This window comes from Burkholderia diffusa (assembly GCF_001718315.1).
Taxonomy (GTDB): domain Bacteria; phylum Pseudomonadota; class Gammaproteobacteria; order Burkholderiales; family Burkholderiaceae; genus Burkholderia; species Burkholderia diffusa_B.
In genome coordinates this window covers 1190689-1217019 of the sequence record NZ_CP013363.1, presented here as the reverse complement: position 1 = coordinate 1217019, position 26331 = coordinate 1190689, and the positions used below count along the sequence as shown (strand labels likewise).

Genomic DNA, 26331 nt, shown 5'->3' with positions numbered 1-26331 from the left:
TCCTGTGCAATCGTCGCGAATGCGTGCCGGGCGCCTTACGAATTCTTTGCGGACAGCAAAGCGAGAAACTCTCGGCGCAGCGACGCGTCCGCGAGAAATTTTCCGCGCATCACGCTGTTGGTCATTTTTGCCTGGTCGTCCTTGGTGCCGCGCCAATGCATGCAGAAGTGTTCGGCCTCGAGGACGACGGCAAGCCCGTCTGGCGAGATGCGCGATTCGAGGAGGTCGGCGATCTGCTTGACTGCTTCCTCCTGGATTTGCGGGCGCGTCATGACCCAGTTCACCAGCCTTCCATACTTCGACAGGCCGATCAGATTCGACTCGGCGCTGGGCAGCACCCCGATCCAGATGCGGCCCATGATCGGACAAAGATGATGCGAGCAGGCGCTGCGCACGCGCAGCGGCCCGACGATCAGCAACTCGTCCAGCCGCTCCACGTTCGGGAATTCGGTGACCGGCGGCGCTGCGTCGTAGCGGCCTGCGAACACTTCGCGGATGAACATCTTCGCGACGCGCCGCGCGGTTTCGCGCGTGTTGTGGTCATTGTCGACGTCGATCACGAGTGAGCGCAGCACGGCTTCCATTCCCTGAGCGACTTCGTTTTGCAACGCATCCAGCTCGCCGTCGCGCAGGTGCGCGGCAATGTTGTCGTTGGCGTGGAAGCGCGCGCCCGCGTTCTCGAGTCGACGACGAATGATGTGCGACAGAGGAATGCCCTCGTCGATAGCAGTCAAGGTGTGCTCGGGAGCGTCGATCAGATTTCCCATTTCGGTTCGTTTCTCGAGGTTAGGTGGTGATGCAATGGATCACGACCGAGGCGATGCGCGATCGGGTCGCATTCCATGGATAAAAGCCGGGCGAACGGCGCCGCCGCCATTTCGGCGATGCGTCCACCAGGTGGCGTTCACGCGCGCGCGTGCATGCATGGCGCGCCGCCGGCGTCACCGGGGATCCGGCGCTGATCGCGCACGACGGGTCGTTCGGCGATGCCGTGGCCCAACCGTCGGCCTGCCGGTGCAACGGCAGTACCGGCTCGGTTGCCGTCGGCTTCGCCGCGCGTGTGTCGGCGACGGACTCTTGCAACTTCGTCAGAACGAACGCCCGGTCGATCTGGCCACCGACCGAGCGAAACGCGTGGAAGCCTGCAAGTCGGATCAGCGCGAGGGCTTGCACGGTGCCGTACTCATAGACGATCGCGGCCGCGCGCACCCGGCGCGCCCATGCCAGCGACGCGAACCGGGTCGCCAGATCCATGTGCAACGACGTGACCTCGGCGATCAGGGCGTCGACGGCAAGGCCTCGCTGCCGCAGTGCCCGCGACACGGATTCGACGCGCTGGCTCACTTGCAGGCCGGCTCGCTCGAACGTTTCGTCGGGCACAGTCAGGCCGCCCGTGACGAGCAGCGTGGGGACCGTGCGAGCCGCGGTATTCGATCGCGGTGCGGCCAGCGCGGCGTTCGTCGGGGCGCTTGCACACCGGCCGATCACCTGCGTCGAGCACCGCTCACCGCGTTGGTCGCGCTGCTGCGCGGCGACGCGCAAGCGCGACGCAATTCGCCGACCGCGCCCCACCCCGGCTCGGTGCGACGGGCCGCGTGCCACGACGACGGTCGCGCGCGCCATCGACGAAGCGCGACAGGCCGGAAGCGGGCGCGGCTTGATGTCGTGGTTGCGTGTTGGCACGGGGATCTCTCCGTCGATTTGTTCGTCACAGGTGGATTGTATGCAATTTTTTTGGAAAGTGAAGCGGAAACATGATTCATAGTCAGAATTGCATCGGAAACATTTGCGTCACATCTTGTGCGGAGAGGCGAAAAACAGCGAGAAAAGCGGGTGCATATCCGATTTTTCGAGGAAATCGTGTGCCGATCGCGGATGCGAAACGGTTTGCGACGTCAACGAATGAGCAGGTCGGGCGAGCCCATGACACCATGAACTGGGCCTGGCGAGTAGCCGAATCGATGCATGAATAATCATTGTCACGACTTTACGAGTCATTTCGCCGAGACTCGATGCATCGCAGTCCGCGCAAGTGGACATCACGGCGGTTTCCCGGGGCGTCATGCGAACTGGAACGGAGCGGATCGAATCGCCTGGAAGCGGCCGCATGCATGAATCCAGGCTGCTGCGGGGAAGGGGAGTGACGGCTGGCGAGCGCGTCTGCGCGATCCACTCGTCAACGCGAATTCAGCGACGTGACGCGATCGTCTTCGCATTCGACGGCGACCGCCGATTCCGGCGGCAACGTTCCGAGCAATATCGGACTTCCTCCCAAACCGTCTTCCACTTCTTTCTCCAGCTGAAAGGCAAGCCACAGGTCTCGCATATCTTTTCAGGCAAGTGCGTGTTGTTGACCATGGCAAATCTCGTGTCGAGAAGGATCCGTGTCGAGCTGTCCCGTCGATCGACGCTGCCCGCATCGATACGACGGGCCGGCCGCCATCCCTCACCGTCCATCGTCGCCCAGCAACTGACGGCGCAACGATTTTGCCCGCGTGCGCGGGTCGAGCCAGATCGCGAAGAACGCGCGCGCGAATGCCGCGTCGGTCACGTCGGCCGTGAGGCGGTCGTTGGTGTAGAAGCGTGCACCGCGCTCGGGAAAATACACGCCGCAAAGCACGTCGCCACGTGACACGTCGGAAAACGCACGTTCGATGTCATGGCGCCATGCGTCGAGCGTCGCAGCCGGCAGCGGCGCGGGTGCGAGGCGCTCGATTTCGTCCATGCCGGTCGACACGAGCCGTTCGCCTTTCACGTCGTGGCGGTAGGCCAGCGACAACGCAAACGGCGTGTCGAACGCGCCGGGAGGGCGGGGCGCCCAGAGCTGAGCGTCGTACAGACAGATGCCCAGCAGGCAGAACCGGCCCGATCCGATCAGTCGCGCCGATGCGATATCGTCGACGCAGTTCGCGCCGGCATACCGCGGTGCAGCCAGCGCCACGGCCGCGGCGAGCATCGTTAGCCGCCGCCACATGTCAGCTGCCCGACGACACGATGAAATGCATCACGTCGGTTCGACGCTCGACGAATCCCGCTTCGCAATAGGCGAGATACAGGCGCCAGGTGCGGATGAACGTCTCGTCGAACCGTTGCGCGCGCACCGAATCGACGTGAGCCTCGAACGTGGCCCGCCAGGCGCGCAGCGTGCGCGCGTAGTCGTCACCGAACGCGAGCACCGGTTCGGCGGCGAGGCCGGCCCGTCGCGCTGCGGCGACGAAGCGTTCCGGGCTCGGCAGCATCCCGCCGGGAAAGATGAACTCGCGAATGAAGTCGCTCGACGTGCGGTACGCCTCGAACAGCGACTCGACGATCGTGATCGATTGAATCAGTGCGCGAGCACCGGGCTTCAGGCGCTGCCTGAGCGTGTCGAAGTACGCCGACCAGAACGCTTCACCCACGGCCTCGAACATCTCGATCGATACGATCGCGTCGTATCGGCCGTCGAGGTCGCGATAGTCGCGCAATTCGAGCGTCACCAGATCGGACAGCCCGTCGCGCGCAATGCGCTCGCGGGCCAGCGCGTACTGCGCCTGCGAGATGGTGACGCCATGCACGCGGATGCCCTGCCGTGCGGCGTGCACGGCAAACCCGCCCCAGCCGCAGCCAATCTCGAGCACGCGCATGCCGGCGCGCAGGCCGAGCGAATCGACGATGCGCTGATACTTTGCCGTTTGCGCGTCGGCAAGCGAACGTTGCGCATCGCCGTCGAAGCAGGCGCTCGAATACGTCCAGGTGTCGTCGAGCCACAACCCGTAGAATTCGTTGCCGAGGTCGTAGTGCGCGTGGATGTTGCGGCGGCTGCCGGCCCGCGTATTCATCCTCAGCCGATGGCGCAGCGCGTACCAGACGCGCGCCAGTCGGCCGCCGGTCACTGTCTTCGCGATCACCGGCTGGTTGCGGATCGCCAGGCGCAGCAGGGCGACGACGTCGGGCGTGTCGATCCAGCCGGCGCGATAGGCTTCCGCGAAGCCGATGTCCCCCGCGCGCAGGATCGCACGGCACGCCCGCCAATCGCGGATCTGCAGCGTCGCGGCCGGCTGGCAGTGCGGATCGCCGAACACATGCTGCGCGCCTTCAGGCGTCACGAGCGTCAGGTGACCGTCATGGATCCGCCGTAGCAGGGCAATGAACAAACGAGCCGAGAGCGGCATCGCCGGTTGCGATGCGGAAGACAGAAGGCGCAGCAAGGTCATGGACGAGCCTCGTGATCGGGCGTCGCCGAGCGGCCGGGAGACGGCGGGGCCGGCGAACGGGACAAGAACGAATCGGCAGCGGCGGAACGGCCGGGGGGCGTCTTGCCGTAAAACGGCACGCGCGCGAGCCACAACCGCAATGCCTGCCAGTGGATGCGGACGATCACGTTGATCGCGTTCAGCGGCTGCCGGGCCAACGCACGCCATGCGCGTGCCGCGGTCAGCGGCGCGGACCGCATGCCGATCGCCGTGCGCAGCATCGGGCCGTCGTCGTCGCGATAGTCGATCGCCACGCTCAGACGATCGCCGCGCTGATGCACGCGAAACGTGTAATCCCCGACGACGTCGCAAAACGGCGAGACATGAAACGTCTTGCGGCACACGAGCACGGTGTCCGCTTCGATCGGCGCGTGGCGCATCGCACTCAGCAGGTAGCCGTGGCGCGCACCGAACGTGTTGCGTACGTCGGCGTACAGCGCGCGCAGCCGGCCCGCGTGGTCGTAGCAATACCAGAAGCTCACCGGGTTGAATGCGTAACCGAAGATCCGCGGGATCGTCTGCAGCCAGATCGGGCCGTCGGCAGGAATGCCGGCCTGTGCGAGGACATCGCGCATCCACGGGCCCAGCGCCCGGCCGTCGCGCGGGCCGTAGTCGCGGGAAGCGAGCGCGAGCGGCGCCCAGCGATCGATGCCGAACCAGCTGGAATCGATCTCGCCCAGCCGTTCGATGTCGCAGCAGACCTGGAAGATCGGGTACGTGAACGCATGGCGTACCGGCCGCAGCCGTTCATGCATCACGGTGCCGACGAGCAGCAAGGCGGCCACGCCGTCGCGGACAAAGGGCGCGTTCATGGGCGGGCCCAGGCCGGCGCGATGCCGAAGTCGTGGGCGACGCGCAACGCCGACTTCAGTCCATCCTCGTGGAACCCGTAGCCCGTCCACGCACCAGCGAACCACGTATTGCGCCGCCCTTGCAGCATCGGAAGACGATGCTGCGCATCCACGGCCGCAAGGTCGAGCAGCGGGTGCTCGTAATCGTAGCGGCCGAGCTGCATGCCGGGCGCAGGCTCGTCGACCGGATTCAACGTGACGACGACCGGCGAGCTGAACGGCATCGGCTGCAACTGGTTGAGCAGGTAGCTCACACAGACCGGCGATTCGCCGCCGCCGTGCGCCGCCCGCCCGCTCAGATAGTTCCATGCCGACCAAACGCGTCGCCGACGCGGCAGCAATGCCGTATCGGTATGAAGCACGGCGACGTTGTGCTGGTAGCGCACGGCGCCGAGTACGTCGCGCTCGGCGTTGCTCGCATCCGCGAGCAGCCGGAGGCTCGTCGGCGCATGGCAGGCGAGCACGACTGCGTCGAAATGCTCGCGACCGGACGCGTCGGTGGTCACCGTCACGCCCGCGTCGTCACGCCGTATCGTGTGGACCGGCGTATTCACGCGCACGTCGTCGAGCGTCGCGGCGATGCGCTCGACATACTGCCGCGCGCCGCCCAGGACCGTTCGCCACGGCGGCCGGTTGTTGACCTGCAACAGCGCATGATTCAGGCAGAAGCGCAGGAACGTCGCCGCCGGGAACCGCAGGATGTCGTTGGACGCACTCGACCAGATCGCCGCCGCCATCGGCAACAGGTAGTGATGCTGAAACGGCGCGCCGTAGCCGCCTGCGGTCAACAGCTCTCCGACGGACAGGCGATCGCGGCTCGCCGATTCGAGGTGATCGTGTGCGCAAGCGTTGAAGCGCAGGATGTCGCGCAACATCCCGAGAAAGGTCGGCGAGAAAAGGTTCCGGCGTTGCGCGAATACCGTGTTCAGATTGCTGCCGGCCCATTCGAGCCGGCCGCCGTCGACCGAAACCGAAAACGACATGTCGGTCGAATGCGTGGGCACGCCCAGTTCGTCGAACAGTGCGATCAGGTTCGGATAGGTCCGTTCGTTGAACACGAGAAATCCCGTGTCGACGGGATGGCGTGCGCCGTCGAGCTCGACGTCGACCGTATGCGTGTGACCGCCCAGATAGTCGGCGGCCTCGAACAGCGTCACGCGGTGACGGCGGGCCAGCAGATACGCGCTGGCAAGACCGGCGATGCCGGCGCCGACGACGGCGATCCGTCGGCCGGGCAGCGACACTGAAAGATCCGGGTACATCGCGAATGGTCTCCGTCAATCACGAGAGCAGGTTGGGAACGACATGTGCGGATATACGGAGCAGGGCACGCCGCGGATGCACGTACTGCCGTCATTCGCGATCGCCGGGCGACGCGAAGCCCGGCTTGCCGATCTGATCCGGGGTTTGCGGCACCCGCCTGAAGCGCGACGTGTCGTAGCCCATCGCATCGAGCCGGGCGAGCAGCGCGCGATAGGTGGCGTCGTCCATCGCCGGCTCGCGCGAGAAGATCCAGCCGAGCGTTTTGCCCGGGTAGCCGAGGATCGTGTACCGATAGCCGGGATCCACGTAAAGCGTCAGTTGCGTGACATACACCGGCCAGAACAGCCGCACGCGCCATTCGCCGCCGCCGCTGCCGGGCTTGACGGCGTCCACGAACCGATAGCGCTTTTCGGGCTGGGCGAAGCCGCCTTTGCGGCCGACGAATGCGTCGTCGATCCTGCCGTCTTCGCGCAGGCTCCACTCGGCCCGGCTGCCGACGAAATCGCGCTCGGCGAAATACGGGATATTCGCGATCACGTACCAGCGGCCCATGTAGCGCGGCAAATCGACGGGCACGGTCGATAGCGGAATACCGGCGCGCGGATTCGGGTTCGGCGAGCTTTCCGAGCAGCCCGCAGCGCCGAGCGCGAGCGCCGTCACGACCGTGATGGCGACGAGGTGGAACGTCCGGCACGACCTGGCGGGGCTCACGCGCGTCCCCGGCGCTTGTCGAACAGATAGTGCGCGACGCCCCATTCCTGCCCGCCGGCATAGCCGAACAGCTCGGCGACAGCCATGTAGAACATCCGCCAGCGCTGGAACCAGATGCGGGCGTCGGCGCCGTACACCGTTTCGAGAATCGGCATGATCCGGTGGCGCGCCGCGTCGAGCGACGCGAGCCAATGATTGGCCGTGCGGGCGTAGTGAGTGCCGTCGAGCCACCATTGGCGAGCGATGCGCACGTCGTCCTGGAACCGCAGCAGCAGATCGGCGGACGGCATCGTCCCGCCCGTGAAGAAATGGCGCGACATCCAGTCGGTGTCGTCGCGCACCGCGAAGTGATAGGCGAGCAGCTTGTGCGCGAAGATGTGCACGAAAAGCTTGCCGTCGTCGCGCGTCCAGCGCGAGATTTTTGCGAGCAGTTGCCCGTAGTTCTTCATATGCTCGAACATCTCGATCGACAGCACGCGGTCGAACCCGGCCTCCGCGGGATCGAAGTCGAACTCCGCCACGTTGCCGGTCACGATCCGCAAATTCGTCAGCCTTCGCAGCGCCGCGCATCGTTCGATGAAGTGACGCTGACCATACGAATTCGACAGAGCGACGATCTGCGCCGCCGGATACCGCTCGGCGAGCCACAGCGACAACGAACCCCAGCCGCAGCCCAGGTCGAGAATGCGCTGGCCGTCCGCGAGCTCGGCGCGCTGCGCATACAACGCGAGCATTGCCTCTTCGGCCTGCGACAGCGTTTCGTTGCCGCGCGGGTAATAGCCGCACGAATATTTGAGCCTCGGGCCGAGATGCGCCTCGAAGAAGCTGCCAGGCACCTCGTAATGCTGCGTATTGGCCGCCTGCGTCTCGATTGCGATCGGGCTTGCGTGCAGCTCGTGCACCAGCGCATCGTGCGCCGCGCTGCGCCGTTCTCCGTCGTATGCGTGCTCGGCGCGCAGACGTTGCCGCATCAGTGCACGCATCCCGGCCCGAATCAGCGTATCGGGCAGCCAGCCGCGCTCGCAGCAGCGAATCAGCCAGGCGTCGTTGGGGGCGGACGTCGAGGCCGGGGAAGGTTGCGAGGCGGTGGCGGTCATGAGCGCGTACTCCGGTCCTGAGGGTGATCGGGTCGAGTGGGGGAAGTGTTGTCCGCCGGCCTCGGTGGCCACGGAACGAGGGCGCTGGTCGTGCGCATGTATTCGCGGTAGCCCGGACGGGTCTGCAGCAGACGCGCTTCGAGCAACGGCAGGCCGGAAACCTTGATCAGCAGCCATGCCATCAGGAAGGGCGGCATCAGCGTCAGCCATCCCCACGGCATTCCGATCGCCAGTGCCGCGTACGCGAGCCAGTGCACGCACTCGAAGAAATAGTTGGGGTGCCGCGAATAGCGCCACCAGCCAGCGCGGCAGACCTGGCCGCGATGCGCGGGATCCGCAAGAAATCGCTTGAGTTGGCGGTCGGCGGCAGCCTCTCCGGCGACGGCGACGATCCAGATCGCGATCGCCGCCGCAATCGCGAACCGGGAAGGGGGTTGCGCGCTATATGCGGGGATGAAGAATGCGACCGACAGGAACATCGAGATCAGCGCTTGCAACTGGAACAGCCAGAACATGTTGCGCGACGCGGCGTCGCCCCACTGGAGACGGAATTGCCGATAGCGCGGATCCTCCGGCTGGCCGCGATTGCGCCGCCACAGGTGCCACGCGAGTCGCAGCCCCCAGATGCCGCCGCCCGCGGCCACCAGCGCACGATTCAGTTCCGCGCCGGTAGCCAGCACCGCGATGAACATCGCTACGCCACCGAGCGTCGCGGCCCAGACCGGATCGATCATCCCGGCGTTCCGGGAATGCAATTGGGTGATCCACACCGCCGTGAAGGACGCAACCAGTTCTACCAGGGCGAGGAGGGCGACGGCAACGGCGGGCATACGGGCTCCGGGAACGCGATATTCCCTTATACGGAGCCGGCGACCGAACGGATGCAACCGGATGCGACGAGACGAGGCGCGCCCCCGTCGACCGACAAGGCAACGGACGCACGCCGCCGCGCTTGACGCGCGGCGCGCGTCGCAGGCGTCAAGCGATGTGCATCGCGCCGGTGGCGAGGACTGGCCCGGTGGGTTGGCCGCTCGGGGAGCCGCCGTGAGGCTCTAGCGACACGGCGAGCACCGTGCGTGCGCCGAGTTGCGAGAGGATCGCTGGCGGCAGCGTCATTGACGCGGGCGCATTAGACGCGAATACGCCGAGCGAGATCGGCTTCGCATTCGGCGGAATCAGCCACAGCTCCGTCGAGCGATCCGCGGCGATCGGCGGCGTGTTCGCCGGCACCACGACCATTCGGGCACGCTTCAGGTCGACCGTGGCGGTCCACTGTGCAATGCCATCCGAACGTGCCAGCGTCGCCGCCATGTAGTGGCCACCGTCAGCGGCCGGGCGCGGCGGCGCTTCGTCCACCCGGATCACGTTGACCGCAAGCAGCCCCAGCGCAGCCGCGCTCGCGCCGATGCCGACCCAGCGCCACAGTCGCAGGCTGTTCCACCATCCGCCGGCCGGCGCGGCGCCGCGAGCGCGCGGCGGCGTGACGAAGCCGAGGTCGTGCTGGATCCGCGTCCAGATTCGCGCGGGCGGGGCGACGGGCGTGATGTCGTCCGCGAGCGGGGCGAAGCGGCGCTGCCAGCGCTCGAGCGTGGCTTGCAACGCCGGATCGCGAGCGGCGGACTGCTCCAGCTCGCGGCGTGCGTCTGCGTCGAGCACGCCGAGGGCGTATTCTGCGCAGCGCAATTCGGGATCGTGATCGGCCGGCGTATTCATTGCTCCAGGCATACCTTCAGCTGCATCAGGCTGCGCCGGATCCAGCTCTTCATGGTTCCGAGCGGCACGCGCAGCCGCGCTGCCAGCTCACTGTAGGTCGCACCGCTGAAAAAAGCCTCGCGCACCGCGCGACCCTGCTGCGGATCGAGTTGGGACAGGCAGTGCTCGAGGCGCTGGCGCTCCTGCGTTGCCTCCGCCAGCGCGGCGGGCGTCGGATCCTCGTCGGGAAGCTCCAGCACCTGTTCGTCGTCGAGCTGCGCGTCGCGATGCTGCCGCAAACGGTCGATCGTCCTGTTGCGCGCCAGTGTGATCAGCCACGTCATCGCGCCGCCGCGTGCCGGATCGAACGTTTCGATGCGTCGCCAGGCCGTCGTGTAGACCTCCTGGAGGAGATCCTCGGCCTCCCCGTGATCGTGAAGCATGCGGACGATCGTCCCGAACACGCGCGATGCGCTCAGCCGGTACAACTCCGCGAAAGCCACCTGATCGCCGCCTGCTGCCCGAGCCATCAGCCGATTCAGATGTTCGCGGCGCGCGACATCCGCATCGGCATCGCGCGAAGGGGCTGACTGATCGAAGCCGCTGGCACCGCTCGGCGTGTCGCTCATGCGAAATGGATGGCGCGGATCGCCATGGTGTGAGTGTCGTGCGAAATATAGCACTGTCGGATGCATCCGATTGAACGATCGATGATGCTCGCCGCACGGCCGCACGGCCGCACGACGTGTAGGGCGACGCTCGTTGCAAGATCCTCAGTCAGATACGAGCGACGCGTCCGTGGGGATGCAGGTGGGATCAGTTCGCCCAGGCACGCGCGTCGGGCTCGTGGCTGATACACCTTCGGCGGCCGCTGTCGACGCGGAATCCAAAGCCCAGCGTCCATCATCAGCTTCCTGACCGTCTCCTTGGCCAGCCGAATGCCGTGGCACTCCCAGAGCTTCTCGCACGCCAGCGTCGGCCCGAAATCGGCGTAGCGCTCGCGAATAACGGTCAGGGCACGTAACGCCAGCCCGTCGTCGAGCTTGCGGTTGCCCGGCCGGCCGCGACGGCCCGAAGCTACGCCGCTGGCTCCTTGCTCTCGATATCGGATGATCAGCCGTTCCACCTGGCGCACGCTCAGGCCCAGCCGTTCAGCCGCACGCCCAGGCTTCAAGCCCGTGTCCACCACGGCCTGGATTACCTTGAGTCGATCAAGCTCTCGCATCGTCAGTGTCACCAATCCGGCTGGCTGCATGGTCGGCTCCCGGGCTTACTCAACGAGCCGTCCAGCATGCCAGCAGTCAAAAACACGACATCTGTAAATAGCCACAACACGACATTAGGATATGGCTGCTACAACGAAAACTGTCGATAATTCACGTTATGTAAAATTAAATCAATGCTCTGATCGTTAGAGTCATCTGTATGTGCTTCGCGGGAAATTCTTGAGAGGTCTCGCGATGTGAATGCATTTACGGCCTCGTCCAGCCGCGACTAGGCGCTGCCTTGGCAACTGTTCCCTTGTCGAGAAAACCATACCGCTCCCATTCTTGTGCCGTTTCCTTGAAGACCGGTACGCCGCCGATGTCGATTGCCGTTCGCTCCATAATTACCCCCGCGGCCTCATCTTTGGAGTCTCTCTGATTTTCCCACGCGTCCTGCAACGCCATTCGTTCCTTATCCAGTGAAAATTTGCTCGTTAGATGGCCCATCTGAACAAGGGGCTGCCCAGTTCGAAAGGTTTGTGGGTTTTTAGTCATATCCGCTTCCCAAGCGTTGTCTTCGACGTCCCCCCAATTGATGAGTTCGGGATGCGAGCATCCTTTGGTTGGAGAGAAATGCTTCGTCACGTTTCCTGCTGAATCCCGCGCGAGAAGAAAGCGAAGTGGATGAGAAGGATTATTTAAGATCGTTTTCAGGGAAAATCGTCTGAACGCAGATTTTGCGTCCAAGCCGAGAGGATCAGTCCATGAAAGAGCATTGGTGGCAAACTGGTATAGATTAGCGCCGGCAGATAGACCGACCGGATCCTGGCTGATGAACTGCCCTAAACCGGGGTCGTAATAGCGGAACCTGTTGTAATGAAGTGCTGTCTCCCCATCATAATATTGCCCCTGCAGTCGCAGGTTCTGGTCGTGCTCAGGCTGCGTCCCGACTTGGCTTACACTACCCCACGCCGCGTAACGGCCTTCCCAAACAACCGAACCTGATTGATCGATAAGCCGGGTTTGAGCCCCATTGGGGTCTGTGTCGCAGAAGACATACTGCGTCCCGGCGATCAGTGCCGGGGCTAATGGCATCGCCCCCTCTTGCTGTTGATCGGTGCCGTCTGCGTGTAGCGTTTGTAGCTGATACATGCATCGCATTCCTGCCAGCGGCCGAAACGTTCCTGGATAATAGACCCACTCGCGCGCGTCGCTGTATCCGTCTGCTGAAGTCTCTGAACGGTCAGGGCGCACGTCGATGCTCGCGTTTGCCAACCACCGGCGAACGTTCACATCGCCGTGCTCGATTTCTCCTACCAGCACATCGCCTTCCCAAAAAAAACAGCAGGTACACGATCCATTGGTCCGGCCTGAGGCTATGTCGTTCCATGCACCAGACTCATGCTGAATCTGAGTGACCTTCCGGGTGCGCCGGTGGAACACGTCATACTCGTAGCAAGTGTGGATACGCAATGTACCGGTTGTCGATCCGACCATGGGGCGTATCGCTAGCGTCTCGATCAGCAACCCATCACCATCCCAGCGCAACAGCAGATCCTGTTGTGCGCCCTGCTTGCGCAATAGATTGCCAATACGATCAAACGTGTAGCAATAACCATCGCGTTCGCCTTTGCGTAGCCATGTGTCGGTTTGTCGTTCCGGGTAGGATACGTCGGTCCGATTACCTTGATGAACCCGCGTGGTCAACAGGTCGCCCGCCGGGTTATACAGGAAACGGTGCAGTTTGCCGGTCGGATCGAGGTGACCAATCAGCCTGCCCACCGGATCGTAGTCGAATTGCTCGATGCCAAGTCGGGAGTCACGCTTCTCGGTCATCTCACCGTTGGCGTCGTAGGTATATTCGGTGACAAACGCCGGACCTGTGTTGACCAGCAGCGTTTGCCGGGCCAACTGCCTATCCGATGTATAGGCTAGCTCGCGCCGCAATGCCTCACCTAAATGTTCGACGCAAACCCGGCCGAGCGCGTCGCGTTCAAACGTGATCGGTAATGCGTCTCCGATCTGGATCGAGACGACTGCGCCGAGTACGTCATAGCCGTAGCGCACGGTGTGTGAGATCATTTCGCCGACTATCTTGAGCGTCGTGCGACGTTCTACTCGCTGGCCAACAGCGTTGTAGCGGTACATGATCGCGAACGTGTCGCCTTGTCGTTCTTCAACGAGACGACCCGCGTTGTCATAGCTGAGTTCGACGCGGCAGTCCGGATTTGCCGCAACGATCAATTTGCCGCTGCGGTCATATTCGAATGATTCGATGCGATGCCCATCACCCTGCCTTCGGTCCGGCACCCGCTTTTGCACGATCCGCCCTAGCTTGTCCGTCTGGTAGTCAATCCTCTGCCCCATCGGGTCGACGCTACGCCGTAGTTCACCGAACGAGCCGTATTCGTAGCGGCGAGTTTGTCCCCAATAATCGACTTCCTCGACAATCCGCCCCAGCCCGTCGCGCTTGAGTTCGTAGAGTTCGCCGCGCCCATTTACCACACCGACCAATCGCTCCTCAGAGTCGTAGCGGTATTCGACGACATTTCCGTCAGGCGTCTGCTTCTTACTGATCTGCCCCGACTGTGAATAAGTCAGTTGCGTCACCTTTCCCGTCGCATCGCGGTAGCGCACCATATTGCCATCTGCATCGTAGGTGCATTGGACCTCGCGCGCACCCGGTTCGATGGCGCGCGTCAGATTGCTGTTGCGGTCGTATTCGAAATGGCTCGCCTGACCGAGCGCGTTGATAACCTGTACCAGGTTTCCAAGAGCGTTGTACTTATACTGCGTGCGATGGCCGAGTGCATTCGTCAGCACTGCAAGATTGCCATCCTGGTCGTAATCGAACCGCGTCACTTCGCCTTGCGGCCCGGTATGCGCGATGAGTTGACCGTATTGATCGTATTCGTAATGGACGCAGGCGTGCGATGGCGTAGTCTGCATCAGGAGATTACCCCGTTCGTCCCACGCATAACGCCATTGCCCGCCTGCGGGATCCGTCCCGCACACCAGCTTGTGGTCGGCGTTGTATTCAGTGTGCAGTGCACTGCCATCTGCCAAGGTCTGCGTGAGCAGATGGCCGTAGGAATCATACTTCCAGGAGGTAGTGCGTCCTGCGAGATCGGTTCCTGCGTTAGTGCGTCCCTGCTCGTCGTATCGGTAACTTGTCATACCGCCCAACGGATCGATCTCGGCCACCGGCATGCCACGATCGTTGGATTGCAGAAACGTCGTGTACCCCATGGAATCTGTAATGCGGGTTTCCTGACGCGCCGGATTGTAGATAAAGCGGTAATCGAATAGACGGTTATCCCCCCACGCATGGTCGACGCGCCAGATGCCATCGTCATGCCGTTGGTAGCTGTAGTAAAACGACACTCCACGGGCACTGGTATGACGCACCATTCGATGATTGTCGGCATATTCGTAATGATGAGGTTGCGCCATCGCATCGACCGCAGCAACCAGGTTCAGTTCGTTGTCTTGCTCATAGCCGACAAGTAGATGTGCTCGACCGCTTCTATCGATCAGCTTCAACGTAGCAAGCAGCCCTGACCGTGTGTCGTTGCCGCACGTGCATTCGATCACGCGCCCCGCCATCGCATCGCCTTGCCATTCGACAAGACGCACTGGGTTGCGACCTGCCTGGCGTTCAAACGACCATGCGTTGCCGTTCAGGTCGGCCATCCGATCGACAAGCAGTGGCAGCGTGGCGGTGTCTAAACGGGTGTCGATGGTGCGTATCCATGGCGCCGGTAGGGTGAACTCGTATTCGATGCCAGTGCGCGTGCGCAGCACCAATCGATCATCACGCAGGTACAGAGCGTGGCCATGCTGCCAGTCATAGACGCGGCCCGACCAGCCGCCTTCGGCCGGTATCGTGTCGAACGCAGTCACATAATTCAGGAAATACGCTGCAACGCCCACTCCATTCTCATGCCGCACTAACGTCAGCCGCATATCGGCGGGCGTTTGCCAGCCCATACCGATCGAGCTCGCATAGCTATTGTGGCTGGCATAGTACCGATCCCACGTGAGTGGCAATCGGCCGGGTACAGTGAAGTCATGTTGCTGAATCACGACTTCGCCCGTGATTGCGTCGACCGGCTCCGCCTTCAACACATTGCACCGCAAAAACCCCGGTTTCAATTTCAACTTGTCCGCCAGCGCCTTCGCCCACTTCGATCCCCGAAACGCCTTGAACAACCCCTTCGCCGCAGCGGCCATATTCATGATCGGCGGCCCGCCCACAAAAACCGGCCGCCCTGCCGGAATCGGCAACATCACCGAACTGGGCATTGACGGATAAGTCCGATCGGTATGCGCGCTGTTATGCGGTGGCGGCTCCATCCCGACCGACCAGCAACTCAACGCTTCAAGCGCCATGTACGACATCGGATCGTTGTTGGCGAGCACTGTCTTGCTGCCCATGAATGATTCGCCGTCGTTCGACGGTTCAACCTCCTCAGGTGGCGGAGCAAACGATTCTCCAAGCGGGAAATGCAACCCCGGTACGTGATACGCATGCGTCCCGGCCGTGGCCCGCATCATCCCGTTCACAAAAATCGGCCTGCCGCTGCTTCCCCCTGACCCCACGTTCGAGCCAAGATCATCGCTTATGCGGTTCTTGATCTTGTTGGCCTCCTTCGCCAGCCGCATCCCCTCAGCGACGTTGGGGTCGTCCTTTAAGTCCGGCAGCTTGCCGCCACCCATCAAGTCATTGACCTGCTGGTTCGCCTCATCGGCCAGATGCGCCAGTTTCTCCACATCTTCGGGATGGTCTTCGATGTATTCGGTCACCTTCTCCTGCACGATCATCATTGCAATGCATCCGACCACGGCTTTTGCCGCTTGAACGTACTCACGCAGATCGAGCATGAACCCGACATGAGGGTGCGGCAGGAACACCGGTGGCGTACCGGGCGTGACCAGTACCGAATGAACGTCGACACCGACGACCGGATCGAGATGCTTGACGGCGAGCAGCGCCACGATTTCTGCCCTCCCCGCTCAACGGCCGCCGCGCAACGCGGCGACCTTCTCGCTCAACGCGTTACGTCGCCGGTCATGAGCCCCCAACTGCGACACCATCCACTCGACGACCATCGGCAGATTGCTGTTCGCCCGCATCGGCTCGTCGATCATCAATCCCGCATCGAGTGCATTGAATCCGGCCTCCAGCGCATGTTCGCGCTCGCCTGCCCGCTCCCAGCACACGGCGCTCATTCGCCACGCCTCGACCGTCATCAGTCCATCCTTCGCCGCCGTGGTCGACGCGACCGCACGCTCGTAGCAATAAGCTGAGTGCGCATAGTCCTTATGCGTCAAATGCACGCTTGCCTCGCCGAACAACCCGTTAGCGACGAGCTTGTGTCCGGCTGGATGCCCAGCCTCAACTGCGCGCGTCCCGCTGCTGGCCGCGCTCCGATACGCATCGATCGCCCGCTCCCGATCCCGCCACTTCAGATACGCCGCCCCCACAATCAGATGCACGACAACGCATTGATCGAACCACTGCTCGCGCTCAGCAACCTTCAGCGCAGCCGCGCGCAATTCCTCCAGCCGAGCAGGATTACCGCCTTCAATCATCTCGGTCAGCAACACGAAATGCCGTCGAAATTCACCGCTCGGTCCGCGCTCGCCCGATTCCGCCAGCAATTCGCGTGGCACGCTCGCCATCGAATATTTCCCCTGCACGACACGCACGGCAGTCCGATGCCGTTGCACCAACGCAGCAAACGGCGCGATATCAGTACGCGGCACGACAAAACGCACGCGCTCGGCAAGCTGCGGCGCGACCGCAATGATCGACAGCAAATCGTCCATCCATCGCACCCATGCCGCGTCATCCCGCACTTTGGCCGGTTCCAGCACGAATACCATCGCCGGAAAAACGTCCGGATGGTGCTGCATCAGGCTGTCGGCAATCGCGAACAGATACAGCAAGGGATTCTTGCCATCGTCGTACAGCGCTTGCCAATCGGCCCGCACCCCATGCGCATCGGATCCTTCACGCCGGCTTTCATAGAACGCAATGAGTTCGTCCGTCAGTGCCTTCGCATAACTCGCTTCATTAATGAACGATGCCCGCATCGTCCTGACCGCACACGACGTCTCGTCCTGAACCTGAAAATAGAGCCGCACGAGCTCCGCATCCGTCTCGTCGGCCTGCCAGATCATCAATCGCGCATCCTGCTCTTTTGCGAAACTCATCCAGTCCGTATGCGCATCCATGAACCTGCGTTCTATCGGATTGGTCGGCTGCCAGTTCTGCATTCGTGCGAGCCTCCGTTATGGATTCAGTTTCAGGATCGCGCCTTCGACCGTGTGTTCGCCGGTCGCCGACGACGTCACCGTCTTGCCGTTCACGCTGTGGGTGTTCGTGCCGGTCGATGCGACGTTGACACCCTGGATCGTGATCGTGCCGTCGCGCTTCATCACGATGCTCGACATCCCGCAGACAAGCGCAAGCTGGTCTCCGGCGTTGACGAGGACCTGATGCTGCACGTTCGTCGTATGGTTCGCGCCGACGTTGACGATGTGTTCACCGCCGACCGTGTGCGTGTGCGCGTTCGCAATCGTCGACGTACGCGCACCGATTTCCTCGGTATGCGACGACGCAACCAGCGTCTTCATGTCTTGCGAAGTCGTTTGATAAAGCTGCCCGACATTCAACGTCTTGCCTTCGCCGATCGTTTCCGTCTTGGCTTTCGCAACCGTCTCGTTGTGAATGCCACCGATGGTCGCGTCGCGATTGGCGGCAATCGTCACGGTTTCGTTTTTCCCGACGGTCCGCGTCCGATTCCCACCCACTCCATGCGTCTCGTCCACCCCGATCTGCGCGACCCGGTTCTGCCCGATATTCACCGTCTCGTCCCGCCCCACGCTCCTTTGCCGGTTGTTCTTCACCTGCATCGTCTCGTCGTTCCCGACGGTATGCGTATGGTTGTTCCCGATAGAAAGCGTGTGATCGGCCTCCGTCTCCGCGTCGAAATTCCGTTCCGCATGCATCCACAGCTGCTCGGCGCCCTTCTTGTCCTCGAACCGGAACGCATTCGCATGCTCGGTCGTCCCGCCCGGTGACGACCGCGACAGCAGTCCGCTCTGCGTCGCACTGCCCGGCAGCCCCCACGGCGGCATCTTCTCGCCGTTGTAAACGCGCCCCGTCACGATCGGCTCATCCGGATCGCCGTTGAGAAAATCGACGACCACCTCGTCGCCGACACGCGGAATCTGTACGCCCCCGAAGCCACCCCCGGCCCAAGGGCTCGACACCCGCACCCAGCACGACGAATCCTGGTTGCTCTGCCCATATCGATCCCAGCGGAACTGCAGCTTCACGCGCCCATACTGGTCGGTCCAGATTTCCTCCCCCGGCGGCCCGACGACGGTCGCCGTCTGCGGTCCGTTCGTGCGCGGCCGCGGCGTTTCACGCGGCGATCGATAAGGCAGGCTCGACGGCTGCACGAGCATCATCGTCCGATGCACGACGGCTTCGGCCCCCTGATCGCTCGCATAAGCGTTCTCCTGGAAACGGTACCGACACCGCACGATCAGGTATTCGCGGTTCTGGTCAGCGCGCGGACAATGCGCGAGCGTGAACAGATAGCCGGGCGCGGCGCCGCGCACATCGGTATCGGCGCTCGCCCGCTCATGTTCGGCTTGCTGTTCCTCGAGCCGCACGCGGCTGTAGTGCGCACCAGGCGCATCGTCGCGATACCCGCCCGGCCATTCGAACGACGCCAAGCTGTCGTGATCGTGGCCGCGCGGATCGACCTTCTGCGCCGAAAGATCGGCACGCGGCTTCGTATAGTCGTAGTCGCTGGTCTGGTGCTTGCCGACGCTCACCTCCTGCGCGGGCAGCCAGCCTTCGATGTGCTCCTCGTCGGCGATCGCGGTGCGATCCTGCGCGATGTACGGGATCGTTTCGTAGCCGGGCAACGCGACGTGCGACGACATCGCATCGCACAGCACGAGCGTGTGACTGTCGGCCGCGTGTCGGAAATAAAAATAAATGCCCTCGAACTCCATAAGCCGCAACACGAACGCGGTATCGGTCTCGTTGTACTGCACGCAGTATTCGCGCGGCACATAGGATTCGGTCAGCTTGTTCTCGATCGGAAAGCCATACGGCGCCAGCACCTCCTGCACGATGTCCGGCACGGTGCGGTTCTGGAAGATCCGGCAATCGGAGCGCCGCGTCGCGAGCCAAAGCCATGGCCGCACGACGAGTTCGTAACCGTAGTGCCGCTCGGCGCGCCGGCCGGCCAGCGTCGCGCGCGCGACGATCCCGTTCAGGTAGCGTGTCGACAGGTCCTGCTGCTCGATCCGCACGGTGACGGGCTTGCCGAGCAGATCCTTCAGCGACAGGCTGTGGCTGTCCGCCAGCGCCTCGATCCGGAATTCGAACAGGCGGCCGAGTTCGTCGCTGCCGTCGAGCGTGTGGACCTTCAGGTCGTCGCCATGCGGGCTGTCGAGTGTGAATACGCGATTCACGTCGTTTCCTCCTCGTCGAACCGGTAAGCGAATTCGCCGCCGGCGGCGCTCACCTCGATCGACGCCAGTGCGCGGCCTTCGAGCGTGGCCTCGAGGATCGCGCGGCCGATCCGCGGCATCACGGTATGGGTGAGGATCGCGTCGACCATCCGGCCGCCGGATTCGATCGTCCGGCACCGTTCGACGATCAGCGCAGTCGCCGCATCCGTGCAGTGCAGCCGGATCCCGTGATGTTGGTCGATCCGCTTCTCGAAGCGCCGCAACTGCAACGCGACGATGCGCGCGAGCGTCGCATCGGTCAGCGGGTAGTACGGCACGACGGTCAGCCGGCCGAGCAACGCGGCGGGGAACACGTCGAGCAGCGGCGCGCGCAGCGCATCGGCAAGCGTCTGCATGTCGGGCAGGCGTTCGGGGTCGCGGCACAGCTGCATCACGCGATCGGCGCCGACGTTCGACGTCAGGAGGATCACGGTATGTCGGAAGTCGATGTCGCGCCCCTCGCCGTCCTCCATCCAGCCCTTGTCGAATACCTGGAAGAAAATCTCGTGCACGTCGCGATGCGCCTTCTCGATCTCGTCGAGCAGAACGACGCTGTACGGCCGGCGCCGCACGGCCTCGGTGAGCACCCCGCCTTGCCCGTAGCCAACGTAGCCGGGCGGCGCCCCCTTCAACGTCGATACCGTGTGCGCCTCCTGGAACTCGCTCATGTTGATCGTGATCGCGTTGCGCTCACCGCCGTACAGCGTGTCGGCCAGCGCGAGCGCGGTCTCGGTCTTGCCGACGCCGGACGGCCCGCACAGCAGGAACACGCCGTGCGGTTTGGTCGGGTCGTCGAGCTTCGCACGTGCGGTCTGGATCCGCTGGGCGATCAGTTCGACCGCATGACGCTGGCCGACGACACGTTCGCCGAGCGTGTCGGCGAGCTTGAGCACGGCTTGCGTCTCGTCGCGCACCATGCGGCCGAGCGGAATGCCGGTCCAGTCGGCAACGACGGCGGCGACCGCATGCGTATCCACAGCGGGCAGCACGAGCGGCGCGTCGCCCTGCATCTCGGCCAGCGCCTGCTGTGCGGCAGTCAGCCGCGACAGAACATCGGCGCGTGCATCGCTGGTGAGCTCGTCTGACGGCGCGTCGTCGAGCAGCGCGGCGCGCGATTCGACGATCGAGGTCAATGCGACGCGCTCGGCTTGCCAACGCGTATCGAGCCGATCGAGCTCCGTCTGCACGTCGGCCAGCTCGCCATCGATCGCATCGAGCCGTGCGGTGTCGCCGCTGCCGATCGCGCACTCGCGCGCGATCCGTTCCCGCTCCACGCGCAGGCCGTCGATGCGCCGGCGCGCGTCCTCGATCGGCGCGGGCACCGCGTGCTGGCTGACGGCCACGCGTGCGCAGGCCGTGTCGAGCAGGCTGATCGCCTTGTCCGGCAACTGCCGAGCGGGAATATAACGGTGCGACAACGTCACGGCAGCCTGCAGCGCGTCGTCGAGTACGAGCACGCGATGGTGCGCTTCGAGTTTCGCGGCGAGGCCGCGCAGCATCGTCACGGCGGCGGCCTCCTCGGGTTCGAGCACGTGCACGAGCTGGAAGCGCCGGGTCAACGCGGGATCCTTCTCGATGTACTGCTTGTACTCGGACCAGGTGGTCGCGCCGATGGTGCGCAGCAGGCCGCGCGCGAGCGCCGGCTTCAGCAGATTCGCGGCGTCGCCGGTGCCGACGGCCCCGCCCGCGCCGACGAGCGTATGGACTTCGTCGACGAACAGGATCACCGGCCGCTCGGACGACATCGCTTCATCGATCACGCCGCGCAGGCGGCTCTCGAATTCGCCCTTCACGCTCGCGCCGGCCTGCAGCAGCCCGATGTCGAGCAGGTACAGCGCGACGTCTCGCAGCGACGGCGGCACGTCGCCGGCGGCGATCCGCAGCGCGAAGCCTTCCGCGACGGCGGTCTTGCCGACGCCGGCCTCGCCGACCAGCAGCGGGTTGTTCTGCCGGCGCCGCAGCAGGATGTCGACGATCTGGCGGATTTCCGCGTCGCGCCCGACGACGGGGTCGATCTCGCCTGCCCTCGCACGGGCGGTCAGGTCCAAGGCGAAACGCGCAAGGGCCGAATCTTCCGCGGCTGACATACCGCGCGTCGCGGCGTCGCCGGAGCCGGTGCCTGAGCCGGGATCGGCATGCGCCGCCGGTTGCGCTTCGGGCGAACCGTCGACGATCGATGCGAGTTCGTCGGCGAGCACGTCGGGCACGATGCGCTCGAACTCGCGTGCGATCGCGTACAGCACGTTGCGCAATTGCGGTGTCTTCAGGATCGCGAGCAACAGGACGGCGCCGCGAATCCGCGTCGCGTCGTATTTCAAGGTCGCATAGACCCACGCGCGCTCGACCGCGTCGTCGATGTGCACGGACAGGTCCGACACCGATCCCGCGCCACGCGGCAGCCGCTCGAGCGACGCGACGAGCCCGCGCTCGATCGCAGCCTCGTCGATCTCGAACCGGCGCAGCACGCGCTGCAGGTCGCCGTCGGGCCGCTGCAGGATCTGCTTGAACCAGTGCGCGAGTTCCACGTACGGATTGCCTCGCAGCCGGCAGAATCCGGTCGCCTGCTCGAGCGTGTCGTAAAGGAGCGGATCGAGCTTTCCGAACAGGTTGACGCGGCCGATATCGGACATGACGGTTCCCGTTTAGGCGGTTTCGCGATGAGTGACGGCGCCGGTGCGCGGCGGGTCGCCCCGGCGTGCGTCGTAACAGACGACGAGATCGCGCGCGGGCCCCGCGTCGAGCCGTTGACCGAGCCACGCGGTACGGCCGAGGCCCTGCGGCGCGCCAAGCGCGATCGGCGGCACCGCGTCGGCCGCCAGTTCCAGCTGGACGTCCCAGTCGAACTCGATACCGACGTATTCGCGCACCCAGTGCGCGAGCTGCCGCGCGTGCGGGCCGCCCGGCAGGAAGCGCCGGTACGCGTCGAGCGACAGCGGCCCGAGCACGATCCGGAAATGGGACTGCGCGTCGCGCACCGCGATGCCGAGCGCAACGCCGCCGACGCGCAGGGTCGGCCGCGTTGCACGGATCACGCAGCGCTGCGAGCGCTCGATCGCGACCCAGCGCGGCACGTGTTCGACGATGCGCGCATCGACGCCAAAATGGCGTCGCAGGATCTGCACGAGCCCTTCCGGGTTGCGCGTGTGCCGCACGAGATGGCCCGCATGAAAATAAAGCGCATGCGGCGCGAGTACGTCGGCGGGCAGGCGTTCCGCATCTGCCTGCGCGGTGGGCCTGTCGCCATGCGTCGCGCGCCCGATGAGGCTCGCGACATATGCGTCGAACCGCGCGCGGCCGGGGCGATCCAGGCTCACTGTCGGTTGCGCGTCGGCCCATGCACGGTAGAACAGCAGGATCAGCCGGTGATGAAACAGGTCCGCGAATGCGGCGAAGGTTGGATCGTCGTGCTGGGCCGCGCGCTCGTGCGCGTATTCGGTGAGGTGGGTCGGCAGTGGGCCGTTCGGACCAAACAACCCGAAACCGTGGATCGCGATGCGCGGCCGCGTTGCGCCGCCGTCCCCATCGTATGCGCCGGCCACCATCGACGCCGCGAACGCGAGCGACGGCTGCTGCCCGAGCCGCACCGGTTCGTCGCGCGGCCGCGCGGCATGACCGAGCGGCGCGCGGCCGGACGACAGCGCATCGAGCCAGCGCAACGCCTGGAACAGATCGTAACCATGCGGTGCGGCGCGCAGCCGCGCCCACCACGCTTCGCGTCGGGCGGATTCGGCGGCCGGTCGAGCGCCGGGTGGCGTGTCGTGTTTCATATCGCAGGCCGCCTGCCGATGCGCGCGGGCCAGTGCGCGAGAATGCCGCTCTGCACGCTTGTCAGCACGCATTCGGCGAACGCATTGATCGATACATGCCGCGCGAAGAACTGTTCGAGCACCGCACCGAGGAGAAACGGGCTGTCGCCGGAGAACGCGTGATCGTCGACGGTCACGTCGATCTGCACGCCGCGCCCGAACATCAGCGGGCCAAGCTCCGGCAGCCGCCGGAACACGGGCGAGAACGCGACACGCCTCACGCCGTCGATCTGCCGGCGCATCGCGGCATCGGCCGGGTCGGCGTGCAGGCCGAGCAGCTCGCGCAGCGCATGCGCGCCCTCGTCGTCGTCGAGATCGGTCAGCGTCTGGCGCGCGAGCCCGAGATGGCGGACGAGCCGCCACGCCGTCTGCGCATCGGCGATCGGCGGGCGCGGCCGCGATGGGCCGCGAATCGCGACGATGCGCTCGACGGGCGCCGAGATGCGCAGCGTGAACGCGTTCGCATCGCCCGGCGGCAGCAGCAGTGCGAGATCGCGGTTCGTGCACAGCGTATCGACGGACAGGTAGCGCATCGTCTCGTCATACGGCGCGCACTGGCTGTCGACGAGCGACACGTAGGTTTCGCTGCCGATGTAGCCAGTGCGCGTGCCGTTCGCGCGCGCCTGCGCGGATACGAGCCGAGGCTCGCGCCGCATCGTGTAGTAAGCGCCGTAGTTGCCGTCGTCGCTCGCGAACGATGCATGAAACGGCCGGAATTCGCGCGACTGACCATCGTCTCGCTGCTCGCTCGCGAGCCGCTGCACGGCATAGACTTCATGATCGAGCGGCCTGCTGCGGTCGACGACGACATGATGCTCGCGCGCGCCCGGCTGCAAACGGATGCGGTCGCCGCGACGGGCGAACAGGTTCACGGCCGGTGTGCAGTTCAGCGCCAGATGTCCTGCATCGACGGCCGCCTCGAGCGCGGCGTCGTGGCGATCGAACAGCACGGTCAATTCGCATTCGTCGCCGGTGGCGCGCGCAAGCGCGGCGCGCAGCCCGCCGATGCTGAAGAACAGAAAGCGCGCCGGAAACGCGAAATACTCTCGCATCAGCCGATAGCCGTGGAAGCTGCGCCCGTCGTCGGGCAGAATCGCCTGCGCCGGATCGAAACCCTCGTGGACGATCGCATCGGCATCGAGCGTATGCAGCCAGCGTGGCGGCTGCCCCGGGTCGTGACAGACTGCGCCGAGCGCATGCGCGGCGATCAGTTCGAGCAGGTGCAGCGCGTGGCGTTCGGGGCCCGCGAGATGAAAGGTCAGCCGCTCGAGCGGCAGTTGCGACAACCGGACGCCGCCGCGCGCCTTGAGCCGGATGCGCAGCGCACCGCGCACGTCCTGGCGCGCCGGCACGGCGCCGCGCGGCAGCCACGACGGCGCGCCGGTGACGGCCGCATCGGTCAGCTCGAGCGGCCACAGCGTCAGGTCGTGCGCGGTACGGAATTCGCACGCGGTCTGTTCGGACGCGGCGGGCCGCGCGCGCAGTGCGGTGCCGGCAGGCAATCGCCAGCCCTGCGCGAGGCTGCCTTCGTTCAGCATCGGCGCGAACCGCACGATCGCCATGGACGGCAACGGGGCAAGATAGCCCGGGTACACGGCATCCAGCAGCGCCTGCGTGAAGCGCGGAAACTCGGCGTCCATCTTCAGCTGCACGCGCGCGGTGAGGAAACTGAAGCCTTCGAGCAGTCGTTCGACGTACGGATCGGGCGGCCCTGATTCGGTGAGCCGCAGCCGCGCGGCGACCTTCGGGAACTGCTGCGCGAATTCGTCGCCGAGCTCGCGCAGGTACGCGAGTTCGCGGTTGTAGTAGTCGAGCAGGCGCGTATCCATCGTGTCAGTTTCCCGCCGCCGATTGCAGCGACATCGCGCCCGTCTCGAGATCCAGATCGGAGCGCAGCACGAATTCGACCGGATGCGGGATCGACCATAGCGTGCCGCGAATCTCGAACATCAGCACGTTGTGGCGCCGTTCGCCGGCGCGCCGGTCCGATGCATCGGCGAGACTGCGGACCTCGACGCTATCGGGCGCGATGCGCGGCTCGAAGCGCACGATCGCGTCGCGGATCGACGCCTCGACCGACATGCGCTCGACGCCCGACATCGGCTTGCCGACGAGCGGGCGCATCCCGTAGTTGAGCACCGACGCCTGCGCATGCGCGAACGCGGTCCAGTCGACGAAACCGTCCTCGGCGTTGCGCGTATTGAGCAGCCATGCGAGATCGCGCAGCACGGCCGCGCGCAGGCGCTCGGCTCCGATCCCTTGCGTGCCGGGCGGATCGGCCGTGCGCTGCGGCGCATCGTCGGTCAGCCGGTCGAGCAGCTCGGGCTGCAGCCGGTCGCGCATGCCGCCGTGCCGGCCGGCGCGGGCGTTCGGGTCGTCCATCGTCATCGCTCCGCCGTCACATCTCGGCGTTTTCCTTGATGTTCCAGCCGACCGACACCTCGGCGCCCTTGCCGCCGTTGTCGTTCTGCTGCCAGTACTGCTTTCTCACCTTCGCGGCCTGAAAGCCGTAGTGCATCATCAGCCGGTCGGCCGCATCGCCCGGGTCGATGCCCGCGACCTGCGCGGACGTGACGAGCACTTCCTGCAGCGTCACGCGCATGAACTCGACCTGCGTGCCGCCGGTCTTGCACGCGGAAATCTCGACCTTCGGCAAATGCTTGCCGCTCGCGCAGTTCTTGATGATCGCGGGCGCGCCCTTGTCCATGTATGCCGCCACGACGAGATCGTTGAAGCTCGCCTTGCCCGCGTTGCCGCCGCTGCCGCTCGCCATCGCGCCCGGCTGGCTCGCACCCCACGTGAACGATTCGATGTCGGTCCAGCCCTTGTGCTGCGCGTCGGCCGATTCGCCGGTCACGCCGTCCACCTTCATAAACATTGCCACGCCCATTGCCGTCTCCGTTTCGGTGCGAAATCACGTTGAACGCCGTATT

Annotated in this window: 20 protein-coding genes and 1 pseudogene; all 21 read right to left on the bottom strand. The window is 64.7% G+C overall.

Annotation, left to right across the window (positions count from 1 at the left end):
• Nucleotides 1-35: 35 nt before the first annotated feature.
• The 21 genes and pseudogenes from folE to WI26_RS20675 all read right to left on the bottom strand — a co-directional run bounded on the left by folE (nucleotide 36) and on the right by WI26_RS20675 (nucleotide 26288).
• A complete protein-coding gene (folE, locus tag WI26_RS20770) occupies nucleotides 36-767 on the bottom strand; it encodes a GTP cyclohydrolase I (protein ID WP_069227019.1) in 732 nt (243 codons plus the stop codon).
• A 19-nt stretch (nucleotides 768-786) separates the two neighbouring features.
• On the bottom strand, nucleotides 787-1683 hold the full coding sequence (locus WI26_RS20765) for a hypothetical protein (protein WP_208604148.1): 897 nt from the start codon (nucleotides 1681-1683) through the stop codon (nucleotides 787-789).
• Nucleotides 1684-2187: 504 nt separating this feature from the next.
• Nucleotides 2188-2358, bottom strand: a complete 171-nt coding sequence (locus tag WI26_RS31525; RefSeq protein WP_081334369.1) for a DUF2256 domain-containing protein — start codon at nucleotides 2356-2358, stop codon at nucleotides 2188-2190.
• An 88-nt stretch (nucleotides 2359-2446) separates the two neighbouring features.
• Nucleotides 2447-2974: a chalcone isomerase family protein gene (locus WI26_RS20760; RefSeq protein WP_069227017.1), complete on the bottom strand. Its 528-nt coding sequence runs from the start codon at nucleotides 2972-2974 to the stop codon at nucleotides 2447-2449.
• Between the two features lies 1 nt (nucleotide 2975).
• Nucleotides 2976-4193, bottom strand: coding sequence for an SAM-dependent methyltransferase (locus WI26_RS20755; RefSeq protein ID WP_069227016.1), 1218 nt, complete (start codon nucleotides 4191-4193; stop codon nucleotides 2976-2978).
• Nucleotides 4190-5044 carry a DUF1365 domain-containing protein gene (locus WI26_RS20750; protein WP_069227015.1) on the bottom strand — a complete coding sequence of 285 codons (855 nt, stop codon included), beginning with the start codon at nucleotides 5042-5044 and terminating at the stop codon, nucleotides 4190-4192. Before WI26_RS20750 ends, WI26_RS20755 begins: the two co-directional genes overlap by 4 nt.
• Nucleotides 5041-6345, bottom strand: a complete 1305-nt coding sequence (locus WI26_RS20745) for an NAD(P)/FAD-dependent oxidoreductase (RefSeq protein ID WP_069227014.1) — start codon at nucleotides 6343-6345, stop codon at nucleotides 5041-5043. Before WI26_RS20745 ends, WI26_RS20750 begins: the two co-directional genes overlap by 4 nt.
• Nucleotides 6346-6436: 91 nt before the next feature.
• Entirely contained in the window at nucleotides 6437-7057 is a 621-nt protein-coding gene (locus WI26_RS20740) for a lipocalin family protein (protein WP_069227013.1), read from the bottom strand.
• A complete protein-coding gene (locus WI26_RS20735) occupies nucleotides 7054-8154 on the bottom strand; it encodes an SAM-dependent methyltransferase (RefSeq protein WP_069227012.1) in 1101 nt (366 codons plus the stop codon). The genes WI26_RS20740 and WI26_RS20735 overlap by 4 nt, the downstream gene beginning before the upstream one ends.
• Nucleotides 8151-8984 (bottom strand): DUF1295 domain-containing protein, encoded by an 834-nt coding sequence (locus WI26_RS20730; RefSeq protein WP_069227011.1) that lies wholly within the window; start codon nucleotides 8982-8984, stop codon nucleotides 8151-8153. Before WI26_RS20730 ends, WI26_RS20735 begins: the two co-directional genes overlap by 4 nt.
• A 148-nt stretch (nucleotides 8985-9132) precedes the next feature.
• Nucleotides 9133-9867 (bottom strand): anti-sigma factor, encoded by a 735-nt coding sequence (locus tag WI26_RS20725; RefSeq protein WP_069227010.1) that lies wholly within the window; start codon nucleotides 9865-9867, stop codon nucleotides 9133-9135.
• Nucleotides 9864-10475, bottom strand: coding sequence for a sigma-70 family RNA polymerase sigma factor (locus tag WI26_RS20720; protein ID WP_069227009.1), 612 nt, complete (start codon nucleotides 10473-10475; stop codon nucleotides 9864-9866). Before WI26_RS20720 ends, WI26_RS20725 begins: the two co-directional genes overlap by 4 nt.
• A 185-nt stretch (nucleotides 10476-10660) precedes the next feature.
• A pseudogene (locus WI26_RS20715) lies at nucleotides 10661-11101 on the bottom strand (helix-turn-helix domain-containing protein); the annotation flags it as partial.
• 217 nt (nucleotides 11102-11318) lie between these two features.
• On the bottom strand, nucleotides 11319-16049 hold the full coding sequence (locus WI26_RS20710; RefSeq protein ID WP_081334307.1) for an RHS repeat-associated core domain-containing protein: 4731 nt from the start codon (nucleotides 16047-16049) through the stop codon (nucleotides 11319-11321).
• An 18-nt stretch (nucleotides 16050-16067) separates the two neighbouring features.
• Nucleotides 16068-17333 (bottom strand): hypothetical protein, encoded by a 1266-nt coding sequence (locus WI26_RS20705; RefSeq protein ID WP_069227007.1) that lies wholly within the window; start codon nucleotides 17331-17333, stop codon nucleotides 16068-16070.
• A gap of 15 nt (nucleotides 17334-17348) precedes the next feature.
• Nucleotides 17349-19553: a type VI secretion system tip protein VgrG gene (tssI, locus tag WI26_RS20700; protein ID WP_069227006.1), complete on the bottom strand. Its 2205-nt coding sequence runs from the start codon at nucleotides 19551-19553 to the stop codon at nucleotides 17349-17351.
• Nucleotides 19550-22222, bottom strand: a complete 2673-nt coding sequence (gene tssH / locus WI26_RS20695; RefSeq protein ID WP_069227005.1) for a type VI secretion system ATPase TssH — start codon at nucleotides 22220-22222, stop codon at nucleotides 19550-19552. The genes tssI and tssH overlap by 4 nt, the downstream gene beginning before the upstream one ends.
• A gap of 12 nt (nucleotides 22223-22234) precedes the next feature.
• The gene (tssG, locus tag WI26_RS20690) at nucleotides 22235-23359 is read right to left on the bottom strand and encodes a type VI secretion system baseplate subunit TssG (RefSeq protein ID WP_069227004.1); all 1125 of its coding nucleotides are present in this window, start codon (nucleotides 23357-23359) and stop codon (nucleotides 22235-22237) included.
• A complete protein-coding gene (gene tssF, locus WI26_RS20685) occupies nucleotides 23356-25227 on the bottom strand; it encodes a type VI secretion system baseplate subunit TssF (RefSeq protein ID WP_069227003.1) in 1872 nt (623 codons plus the stop codon). The genes tssG and tssF overlap by 4 nt, the downstream gene beginning before the upstream one ends.
• Nucleotides 25228-25231: 4 nt before the next feature.
• Nucleotides 25232-25780 carry a type VI secretion system baseplate subunit TssE gene (tssE, locus tag WI26_RS20680; RefSeq protein WP_069227812.1) on the bottom strand — a complete coding sequence of 183 codons (549 nt, stop codon included), beginning with the start codon at nucleotides 25778-25780 and terminating at the stop codon, nucleotides 25232-25234.
• 16 nt (nucleotides 25781-25796) lie between these two features.
• On the bottom strand, nucleotides 25797-26288 hold the full coding sequence (locus WI26_RS20675) for an Hcp family type VI secretion system effector (protein WP_059467979.1): 492 nt from the start codon (nucleotides 26286-26288) through the stop codon (nucleotides 25797-25799).
• Nucleotides 26289-26331 lie beyond the last annotated feature (43 nt).

What these genes read in the sequence shown, in the direction of transcription:
- WI26_RS20760 (WP_069227017.1), bottom strand. Translation starts at nt 2,974, where the DNA reads ATGTGGCGGCGGCTAACGATGCTCGCCGCGGCCGTGGCGCTGGCTGCA.
- WI26_RS31525 (WP_081334369.1), bottom strand. Translation starts at nt 2,358, where the DNA reads ATGGTCAACAACACGCACTTGCCTGAAAAGATATGCGAGACCTGTGGC.
- WI26_RS20720 (WP_069227009.1), bottom strand. Translation starts at nt 10,475, where the DNA reads ATGAGCGACACGCCGAGCGGTGCCAGCGGCTTCGATCAGTCAGCCCCT.
- WI26_RS20730 (WP_069227011.1), bottom strand. Translation starts at nt 8,984, where the DNA reads ATGCCCGCCGTTGCCGTCGCCCTCCTCGCCCTGGTAGAACTGGTTGCG.
- WI26_RS20675 (WP_059467979.1), bottom strand. Translation starts at nt 26,288, where the DNA reads ATGGGCGTGGCAATGTTTATGAAGGTGGACGGCGTGACCGGCGAATCG.
- WI26_RS20750 (WP_069227015.1), bottom strand. Translation starts at nt 5,044, where the DNA reads ATGAACGCGCCCTTTGTCCGCGACGGCGTGGCCGCCTTGCTGCTCGTC.
- tssF (WP_069227003.1), bottom strand. Translation starts at nt 25,227, where the DNA reads ATGGATACGCGCCTGCTCGACTACTACAACCGCGAACTCGCGTACCTG.
- WI26_RS20745 (WP_069227014.1), bottom strand. Translation starts at nt 6,345, where the DNA reads ATGTACCCGGATCTTTCAGTGTCGCTGCCCGGCCGACGGATCGCCGTC.
- WI26_RS20705 (WP_069227007.1), bottom strand. Translation starts at nt 17,333, where the DNA reads ATGCAGAACTGGCAGCCGACCAATCCGATAGAACGCAGGTTCATGGAT.
- tssE (WP_069227812.1), bottom strand. Translation starts at nt 25,780, where the DNA reads ATGGACGACCCGAACGCCCGCGCCGGCCGGCACGGCGGCATGCGCGAC.
- WI26_RS20725 (WP_069227010.1), bottom strand. Translation starts at nt 9,867, where the DNA reads ATGAATACGCCGGCCGATCACGATCCCGAATTGCGCTGCGCAGAATAC.
- folE (WP_069227019.1), bottom strand. Translation starts at nt 767, where the DNA reads ATGGGAAATCTGATCGACGCTCCCGAGCACACCTTGACTGCTATCGAC.
- WI26_RS20755 (WP_069227016.1), bottom strand. Translation starts at nt 4,193, where the DNA reads ATGACCTTGCTGCGCCTTCTGTCTTCCGCATCGCAACCGGCGATGCCG.
- tssH (WP_069227005.1), bottom strand. Translation starts at nt 22,222, where the DNA reads ATGTCCGATATCGGCCGCGTCAACCTGTTCGGAAAGCTCGATCCGCTC.
- WI26_RS20735 (WP_069227012.1), bottom strand. Translation starts at nt 8,154, where the DNA reads ATGACCGCCACCGCCTCGCAACCTTCCCCGGCCTCGACGTCCGCCCCC.
- tssG (WP_069227004.1), bottom strand. Translation starts at nt 23,359, where the DNA reads ATGAAACACGACACGCCACCCGGCGCTCGACCGGCCGCCGAATCCGCC.